9 protein-coding genes are annotated in these 7,842 nt (G+C 59.8%); 6 read left to right on the plus strand and 3 right to left on the minus strand.

From position 1 onward, the window contains the following. Position 1: 1 nt before the first annotated feature. Both WC683_11645 and WC683_11650 read right to left on the minus strand, forming a co-directional pair. Positions 2 to 997 carry a hypothetical protein gene (locus tag WC683_11645; protein ID MFA4973259.1) on the minus strand — a complete coding sequence of 332 codons (996 nt, stop codon included), beginning with the start codon at positions 995 to 997 and terminating at the stop codon, positions 2 to 4. A gap of 73 nt (positions 998 to 1,070) precedes the next feature. Beyond that, positions 1,071 to 1,919: a M90 family metallopeptidase gene (locus WC683_11650; GenBank protein MFA4973260.1), complete on the minus strand. Its 849-nt coding sequence runs from the start codon at positions 1,917 to 1,919 to the stop codon at positions 1,071 to 1,073. 118 nt (positions 1,920 to 2,037) lie between these two features. Here WC683_11650 and WC683_11655 point away from each other — a divergent pair, with 118 nt between their 5' ends. Continuing rightward, the gene (locus WC683_11655) at positions 2,038 to 2,208 is read left to right on the plus strand and encodes a 4Fe-4S binding protein (GenBank protein MFA4973261.1); all 171 of its coding nucleotides are present in this window, start codon (positions 2,038 to 2,040) and stop codon (positions 2,206 to 2,208) included. A gap of 10 nt (positions 2,209 to 2,218) precedes the next feature. On the opposite strand, the gene WC683_11660 is transcribed toward WC683_11655, so the two are convergent. Beyond that, the gene (locus WC683_11660) at positions 2,219 to 3,157 is read right to left on the minus strand and encodes a hypothetical protein (protein MFA4973262.1); all 939 of its coding nucleotides are present in this window, start codon (positions 3,155 to 3,157) and stop codon (positions 2,219 to 2,221) included. A gap of 224 nt (positions 3,158 to 3,381) precedes the next feature. Here WC683_11660 and rfbA point away from each other — a divergent pair, with 224 nt between their 5' ends. The 5 genes from rfbA to WC683_11685 all read left to right on the plus strand — a co-directional run. Beyond that, positions 3,382 to 4,272 carry a glucose-1-phosphate thymidylyltransferase RfbA gene (gene rfbA / locus WC683_11665; protein MFA4973263.1) on the plus strand — a complete coding sequence of 297 codons (891 nt, stop codon included), beginning with the start codon at positions 3,382 to 3,384 and terminating at the stop codon, positions 4,270 to 4,272. Beyond that, positions 4,269 to 4,742 carry a dTDP-4-dehydrorhamnose 3,5-epimerase family protein gene (locus tag WC683_11670; GenBank protein MFA4973264.1) on the plus strand — a complete coding sequence of 158 codons (474 nt, stop codon included), beginning with the start codon at positions 4,269 to 4,271 and terminating at the stop codon, positions 4,740 to 4,742. The genes rfbA and WC683_11670 overlap by 4 nt, the downstream gene beginning before the upstream one ends. A gap of 10 nt (positions 4,743 to 4,752) precedes the next feature. Next, positions 4,753 to 5,634, plus strand: coding sequence for a dTDP-4-dehydrorhamnose reductase (gene rfbD / locus WC683_11675; protein ID MFA4973265.1), 882 nt, complete (start codon positions 4,753 to 4,755; stop codon positions 5,632 to 5,634). Next, the gene (gene rfbB / locus WC683_11680) at positions 5,631 to 6,686 is read left to right on the plus strand and encodes a dTDP-glucose 4,6-dehydratase (GenBank protein MFA4973266.1); all 1,056 of its coding nucleotides are present in this window, start codon (positions 5,631 to 5,633) and stop codon (positions 6,684 to 6,686) included. The genes rfbD and rfbB overlap by 4 nt, the downstream gene beginning before the upstream one ends. A 19-nt stretch (positions 6,687 to 6,705) precedes the next feature. Next, on the plus strand, positions 6,706 to 7,842 hold a 1,137-nt coding region (locus WC683_11685), incomplete at its 3' end, for a hypothetical protein (protein MFA4973267.1).

Here is a 7,842-nt window from a genome sequence, read left to right on the forward strand (position 1 = left end):
TTCAGCGGTTGCCGCAAAAGGAAGTGCCGCAGGCCACGTACATGAGCTCCAGATCGCCGCCGCGCTTGGCTGAGAGCCCCAGCTTCTCCAGAGGTATCTTGAATTCGTAGACCCTGTGCTGGTACGCAACCTTGTCGGTGTAGGTGAAGCCCGGCTTGCCCCAATGCTCGCTATCCGCTTTGATCGTGAATTTCTTCCACCCGTTGGGCGTCTTGATGAGGAGCGTGGCGGAATCCAGTTTGTCGTCGGAAGTGTTGTCCGACGTGAAGTCGACCGTGCCGTAGAGATACTCGTCGTCGTTCTTGAGGTAGCCGTAGGTATAGCCGTCCGGATGTCCTGAGACCGGTTTTGTGAAGATCTTGAAGTCAGGGCCGCCGAGGCCGTCGTCCTGGGTTATGACGCCATCGACCGCTATGGAGCCCTCGTTCGCGCCGAGCCTGTACGTGAAGACGTTCGACTCGCCCTCCGCTGAATTGATCTCGCTGGGGAAGGCTTGGGGACCGACACCGGCGGCATGAGGATCGTCCTCACGGCCCACCATGCTGAGGCGAACTGATCCGGCGTTCTTGCCCGGCGCCTCGAAGAGGATTTCAAAGGTCCTCCCCTGTGTGTTTATGACGTCGTGATCGCGATCGACAAACTTTCCGTAGAGATTTTTCCGGCTATCCACGTCGAAGGCGCGTTCGATCTTGAGCGGCTTGCCCCTGACCGCAATCTTGACGTTGTCCAGGTGGGCCATGCCCGCGCCCGAATGGCTTATCCTCACCTTGTATTCGCCGTCGACGTCAGGGAGCCGGCTGCCGAGATCCAGCGTCTGCTCCTCGAATTCCACGCCGCAGGAGACGCTGCCCGTCTCCACCCACCCTTCGTTGCCTTTGACCATGACCTTGAAACCCGATCCTTCATCGAGCCCCTTGATCCCTATCGAAGAGTGCGCGGCTACGGATAACGCCAGCGCGATGAGCATCCCGGAAACCGCGAAGATGATTTTTCTCATGTGTCGCTCCCTTTGATTTGAGCTCTCAAATTTCCCTTTTTATATACTATTCCGCTATTTACGAAACTGTCAATCAGAGGTTTTGCGGCGAGGGAGCCGATTGCCTCCAGTCGGCCGGATCGAGCGTGTAGTAACCCCTGAGCAGCTCATAGAGCTCCGGGTGCTTGTACTTGAGGGCCGCGCCCTTCGTGAAAAAGGCCTCGGTGGCTACCGCGAAGAACTCCGCTTCATTCGTGGCGCCGTACGCGTCGATCACGTCGCGCGCATGATGAAACTCTCTGTCCTTCAGCTTCTTATACTCCGCGCTCATCACCCTCGCCCATTCCGGATACGCCGAGCGGTTGGCGAGTATCGGCGTGCCGTCGCTCGCCCCGTCCTCCTGATCGAGCTGGTGCGCGAACTCGTGCAGCACCACGTTCCTGCCCTCCTCGGGGCGGGCCGCCTCTCCCTGCACGTCGTCCCAGGCCAGCACCACCACGCCCTGGGTCCATGACTCGCCCAGGCGCACGCTGTCCTCGTGCACCTCCATGTATCCGACCCTCTGTCTCTTGTCGGCGACGTATGCGGCGGGGTAGACGACGATCGAGTCGCACTTGGGGAAGTAGCTGCTCTTTCGCCCCAGGAGCAGAATGCAGGCCTGTGCCGCGATCGTCACCCTCATCTCGTCCGTGAGGGCAAGACCGCCGCAGCCCTCGAAGTGCTTCTCAGCGAGGAAGATGTTGGTATGGCCGGAGAGCTCGGCCCTGTATTGCTCCGGGATGAATTTGTAGAGAGCCACGTTGCGCCGGATCATCGCGAGCCGCTCTTCGGACAAGGGCTCATTGATGAGGCGGGACCTCCTGCGCTCCCTGAGGATCCTGTTCACTATCAGGGCGATCGGCAGCACGGTCACGGCTGCGAATATGCCCGGCGCACCTATCAAGCCATACCTCCGTCCGCATTATATAACGCCTGATCAGCCAGGGCGATAAATTACTGTTGCATCGGCCGCCCCGTCGTAATAATGGCCGCGATCAAAGAGGACGATCAGGAGGAAAACCATGTCACACACGATAACAGACGAATGCATCAACTGCGGGGCATGCGACCCAGTCTGCCCGGCCGAGGCCATCGCCGAAAAGGACGACCGCAGGGCCATAGACCCGGAGAAATGCACCGACTGCGGGGCATGCATAGAACAGTGCCCTGTGGAAGCGATCAAACCGGAATAGCGCGAATTTCTCAGAACCTCGGGACAAAGCTGTGGCGAAACACGGGGTTGGGGATAAAACTGGGCGTCAGGGAGATGCCTGCGGCCGTGAGCGCGGATTTTGCAGCGCACGAACCCACCGTGGGTACGGAAGAGATCCCTTCGAGTCGGCCGTGACCTGTCACCTCTATGGGGATGGCGAACGCGGGAATCCCATCGGAAAACATCTGCATCAGTTCCATAGCATCGCAAGACGCGCCATCGACCCCAGCCGCGATCTCTTCCCTGGAGAGCCTCGGAGGGCCTGGTATGAGGTACGCAGGCTCCTCCTTGATCTTGAGTCTGGGCACGCTCGACGAAAGCGTGAAATCGACAAAAAACTCGTAGCCCGACACCCCCACCCTCTTCGGAGCCACACCAGGTTTGGTTATGAATACGCCGGTGAGGTCTTTGAAGTGAGCCAACCCATTCCCGATGTCGGTGATATAGCCGCGATGCGAGGCCAGGAGCCTCTGGCTCGTGACTATATCCAAAGCGGTATCCTGGGTCCTGGCGTATATCCTGAATTCGTCTTTATCGCCGCCGAAAGTGCTCAAACCGGACTCAAGAAGATTGGGGTAACCGTCGTAGACCTTCATGCCCCTGGACTCGCCGGCATCTTGCACCACGTTCATGGCCGAATAGATGAGCAACGCGGTCGTCCATTCCACGCTCACATCAAGGCCTGAGAATTCCTTCTTCCCGTTTTCTTTAAAGTCTCGATAAAGCCTCAGCCTCATAGAGGCGGCGGAAATCGCAGGGAGGACCTCCCGCAGGGGAACGCCATGTCTGATTCGCCTGATGGCCGCATTATCGACCAGATCAGCCGGATACCATTCTTTGACGCTATCGGTTTCGGGCGCCGGAGCGCCTGCATCTCCCTTGGGTAGATTGATTGCAGTCGAAGACCTGATGCCGTAAAAAGAACTCATCCTTACCATCTGTTAGACCTCACCTCCGCTGACGTTGTGCCAAAATCAGCTCTTGAAATGGATCGATACGTCCTGAGGGGAAACACGGCGTACGATACGATTGGGAATATTGTCTATCACGTTTTCCCAAAATAGCCAACAAAATCTCACGGTAAACTAACAGTTGCACGAGCGGCGGGACGCATTGTAAGTGAGTCAAGATCACACTGAAAGGAGCGACCCCAATGAAAGGCATCATCCTGGCCGGCGGAGTTGCGACGAGGCTCTTCCCATCCACCTCCGTAGTCTGCAAGCAGCTCCTGCCGGTTTACGACAAACCCATGATATATTACCCGCTTTCGGTGCTCATGCTCGCCGGGGTCAGGGAGGTGCTGATCATATCCACGCCGCGCGACCTCCCCCGCTTCAGGGAGCTTTTGGGCAGCGGCAGCCAATGGGGCATGAGCTTCGCCTATGTAGAGCAGGCCAGGCCCAGGGGGCTGGCCGACGCCCTGATCATCGGCGAGGAATTTGTCGCAGGCGGCGACATCTGTCTGGTCCTCGGAGACAACATATTCTTTGGACACGGACTTCCGGAGATGCTCAGCGATGCAAAAAAAGACGTGGAATCCGGCCGATCCGACGCGGCCATCTTCGGCTATTCAGTCAAGGATCCGACCGCATACGGAGTGGTGGAGCTGGACGGGAAATGCCGTCCCGTATCGATAGAGGAAAAACCGAAGGTCCCGAAATCCAAGTGGGCGGTCACGGGCCTTTATTTCTATCGCAACAACGCCATCGAGGTGGCGAAAGGTCTTGCCCCCTCGGCCCGCGGCGAGCTCGAGATCACGGACGTAAACCGCCACTTCATAAAAAAGGGCAGCATGAGCGTGAAGCTCCTGGGCCGCGGCTTCGCATGGCTGGACACCGGGACCCCGGAAGGGCTTCTGGACGCATCCTCCTATGTCGCGGCCCTTGAGAAGAGGCAGGGGGTCAAGATCTCGTGCGTGGAGGAGATCGCATATCGGATGGGATTCATAAATGAAAGCGACCTCAGAAAGCTGGCGGAGCCTCTCAAAAAATCCGGGTACGGAGAATACCTGATCTCATTACTGGAGAGCGAGGGCCAGTCATGAATTTCACCACGGGCGACATAGACGGCGTTCGCGTGATAGAGCTCGCGAGACACGAGGACGCGCGCGGCCATCTCATAGAGACCCTGAGGCAAGACGAACTGCCTCAAAAGATCGACATCGCGATGAGCTACGTCTCCTTCACCCTGCCCGGCAAGTCCAGGGGGCCGCACGAGCATGTGCGCCAGACCGACGTCTTCGCCTTCACCGGGCCCGGGAGGCTCAAGCTAGTCCTGTGGGACAACCGGAAAGAGAGCCCCACCTACGGCAAGATGTCGGAACACACCCTGGGTGACGGTGCGCCCGCCACCGTGATAGTTCCGCCGGGCGTGGTGCACGCCTATGTCAACGTTTCGGACGAGCCTGCGATGGTCATCAACTACCCCGACAGGCTATACCGCGGCAAAGGCAAGGGAGAGACGGTGGACGAGATCAGGCACGAGGACGACCCCGAAAGCCCGTTCAAACTCTGAGAGAGCGACGATGACCGTATGGATAACAGGCTCGCGCGGGATGCTCGGCACTGAGGCGATGGCCGCCTTCAGGGATGCGGGCGCGGACTGCGAGGGCACCGACGCGGAGCTCGACATAACCGACATGGCGGCGATGCTCGCCTTTGCGAAGGGCAGGCGCATCGAGTGGATGGTAAACTGCGCCGCATACACCGCGGTCGACGGATCCGAGAGAGAGAAGGATCTGGCCTTCAGGGTCAACGGCTCCGGGGCAAGCAACGCCGCGGCGGTGGCGAATCGGATAGGCGCCGGGTTCATCCACATATCGACCGACTACGTGTTCGACGGCAAATCGCCCCGGCCCTACAGGGAGGACGATCCGACCGGGCCCCTCTCCGCGTACGGCCGAAGCAAGCTCGAGGGCGAGAGGATGACGCTGGCCGCGAAGTCCGACTCGATCATCATCAGGACCTCGTGGCTCTTCGGCAAAGAGGGGCAGAACTTCGCGAGGACGATGCTCAGGCTCTTCCGCGAGCGCGACGAGATCAGGGTGGTGGACGATCAGAGGGGATGCCCCACCTATGCGAAGGACCTTGCGGCCGCGATCGCGCAGATATCCTTACGGCCGGGCGCCGACCCGCGCGAAGGGATCTACCACTTCTGCAATTCCGGGGAGACGACCTGGTATGGTTTCGCAAAGGCGATTCTGGAGGATGCGCAGGAGTTAGGCATCGTAAAGAGAGAGGTCCGGATCGTCCCCATAACGACCGCGGAATATCCCGCCGAGGCGCGCAGGCCGATGTTCTCCACGCTCGACTGCGCGAAAATCGCGCGCGACTTCGGCGTAATGCAGAGGCCATGGCGAGAGGCGCTCAGGGATTGTCTGGCGAGGATGAAAGAGGCTGGAATATGAAAAACATACTGATCACCGGCGGCGCCGGCTTCATCGGCTCCAACTTCATAAGGTATCTGCTCCTCGACGAGCGCTTCGACGGCAACATCGTAAATCTCGACAAGCTCACGTACGCGGGCAACCTGATGAGTCTGCGGGACGTGGCCGAGCGCCGGGAGGGCAAGGGTTACGAGTTCGTCAGAGGGGACATAGCGGACTATCCGCTCGTCGCCGACCTCTTCAAAAAACACCGAATCGACACGGTGGTGCACTTCGCCGCCGAGAGCCACGTTGACCGTTCGATCCACGGGCCGGCGGACTTCGTGCGGACCAACATCGTGGGCACGTTCAACCTGCTCGATGCGGCCAGGGCCTCGTGGAAATCTCCGGAGGGGAAACGCTTCCACCACATCAGCACCGATGAGGTCTTCGGCTCGGCAGAGGCCGGAACGGCATTCACGGAAGCGAGCCCGTACGATCCCTCCAGTCCCTACTCCGCCACCAAGGCCTCCTCCGATCACCTGGTCCGCGCCTACGTCCGCACCTACGGCATGCCTGCGACCATCTCGAACTGCTCCAACAACTACGGGCCTTACCAGCACCCCGAGAAGCTCATCCCCCTGATGGTGCTCAACGCCTCCGAGGGGAAGGAGCTCCCGATCTACGGCGACGGCGGAAACGTGCGCGACTGGCTGCACGTGTTGGACCACTGCAGCGCGATATCCCTCATACTGAAGAAAGGCAGGGTCGGCGAGACCTACAACGTCGGCGGACGATGCGAAAAGCGCAACATAGAGATAGTCGAGAGGATATGCGCCATGATCGAACAGAGGATGCCCGGCCGAAAATGCGCGGGCCTCATAAAACACGTGACGGACCGCCGCGGCCACGACCGCCGCTACGCCATAGACTCGCGGAAGATCGAACGCGAGCTGGGCTGGAAGCCCAGGAGGTCGTTCGATCAGGGGCTCGCCGAAACCGTGGATTGGTATCTGGCGAATCGCGAGTGGGTGGATGCGGTCCGCAGCGGCGAATACATGAAGTGGATCGAGAAGAACTATTCCATGCGGTGAGAAGATACGGAGAACAACGATGAAGATGAAGATACTGGCGTGCGCGGCTGCGCTCTCGTTCATCGCCATGCCGGCCATCGCGGCCGACGCGGAAAAGGCCCTCCCCCCGGCGCCCGGCGGCATACAGACCGACGAGATCAAGACCATAGCCATCTCGAGCAAGGTCCCGTTCAAGCTCTACGGATTCGTCTCCGCCGAGATGATGTGGGCCGACTCCCAGCTCTCCTCCTTCGGCACGCTCAACAACGACCCGGCGAGCTGGAACCGCAACATGGCCGGATTCAACCGCGTGGTGGACGAGTCGGTGGCAAGCAACAACGACGCGTTCATCAGCGGCACACCCCAGAACAGCCGCATAGGCTTCATGCTCGACCCATACGACTTCGGGGGCAAGAGCTTCACCGTGGACGGCCGCATAGAGATGGACTTCTTCAGCGGCACGAACATGAGCATAGGCTCGATCGCGCCCAGGCTCCGCAGGGCGTACGCTGGGATCGGCCAGACGCACTGGCGAGTGCTCGTGGGCCAGGAGTGGGAGCTCTTCTCTCCGCTCAACACCGCAACCCTCAACATAGGCTCAAACCTCTGGACCCAGGGGAACCTCGGTTTCAGGAGGCCTCAGATCAGGGCGACGTATATGCACGACATAGGCGAAGGGAGCGGCATGGAGTTGGCCGCCAGCGCCAACCTGCCGTCCAACGTGATGACGTTCAACGACAGCGGGAACACGACCTGCATACCTATGATGGAGGGTTCGTTCGGCTACTATCACAAGCTGCCCGCGGGAAAGCTGTGGGTCTACATCTCAGGCCTCTACGCCAGGCACAACAATGCGACCGCGGGGGCGTCGGACGTGAACAACTGGGGCGTCGCCGCAAGCCTCGAGGTCCCGATCCACAAATTCTTCAAGCCGTCGGCCGAGTTCCAGTACGGCTACAGCCTGGGCACCGCGCTCTCCATCAGCCAGGACAACCGAAGGCAGCGCTCGATATCGGGATGGGGGCAGATAAAGAGCAACTGGCTCAAGTGGCTCGAGACCAATGTGGGTTACGGAGTCGACGACGCCAAGGGCTCGGAGGTCCCGGCGGGATGGGTGAAGAGAAACCAGATGGGATTTGCCAATCTGCTGTTCAAGCCGCACGAACAGTTCGTGATC

The organism is bacterium (genome assembly GCA_041648665.1).
Classification (GTDB): Bacteria; UBA10199; UBA10199; order 2-02-FULL-44-16; family JAAZCA01; genus JAFGMW01.

Excerpts from the sequence above, each read along its gene's own strand:
- WC683_11645 (MFA4973259.1), bottom strand. The coding sequence starts at position 997 with ATGAGAAAAATCATCTTCGCGGTTTCCGGGATGCTCATCGCGCTGGCG.
- WC683_11655 (MFA4973261.1), top strand. The coding sequence starts at position 2,038 with ATGTCACACACGATAACAGACGAATGCATCAACTGCGGGGCATGCGAC.
- WC683_11660 (MFA4973262.1), bottom strand. The coding sequence starts at position 3,157 with ATGAGTTCTTTTTACGGCATCAGGTCTTCGACTGCAATCAATCTACCC.
- rfbA (MFA4973263.1), top strand. The coding sequence starts at position 3,382 with ATGAAAGGCATCATCCTGGCCGGCGGAGTTGCGACGAGGCTCTTCCCA.
- WC683_11670 (MFA4973264.1), top strand. The coding sequence starts at position 4,269 with ATGAATTTCACCACGGGCGACATAGACGGCGTTCGCGTGATAGAGCTC.
- rfbD (MFA4973265.1), top strand. The coding sequence starts at position 4,753 with ATGACCGTATGGATAACAGGCTCGCGCGGGATGCTCGGCACTGAGGCG.
- rfbB (MFA4973266.1), top strand. The coding sequence starts at position 5,631 with ATGAAAAACATACTGATCACCGGCGGCGCCGGCTTCATCGGCTCCAAC.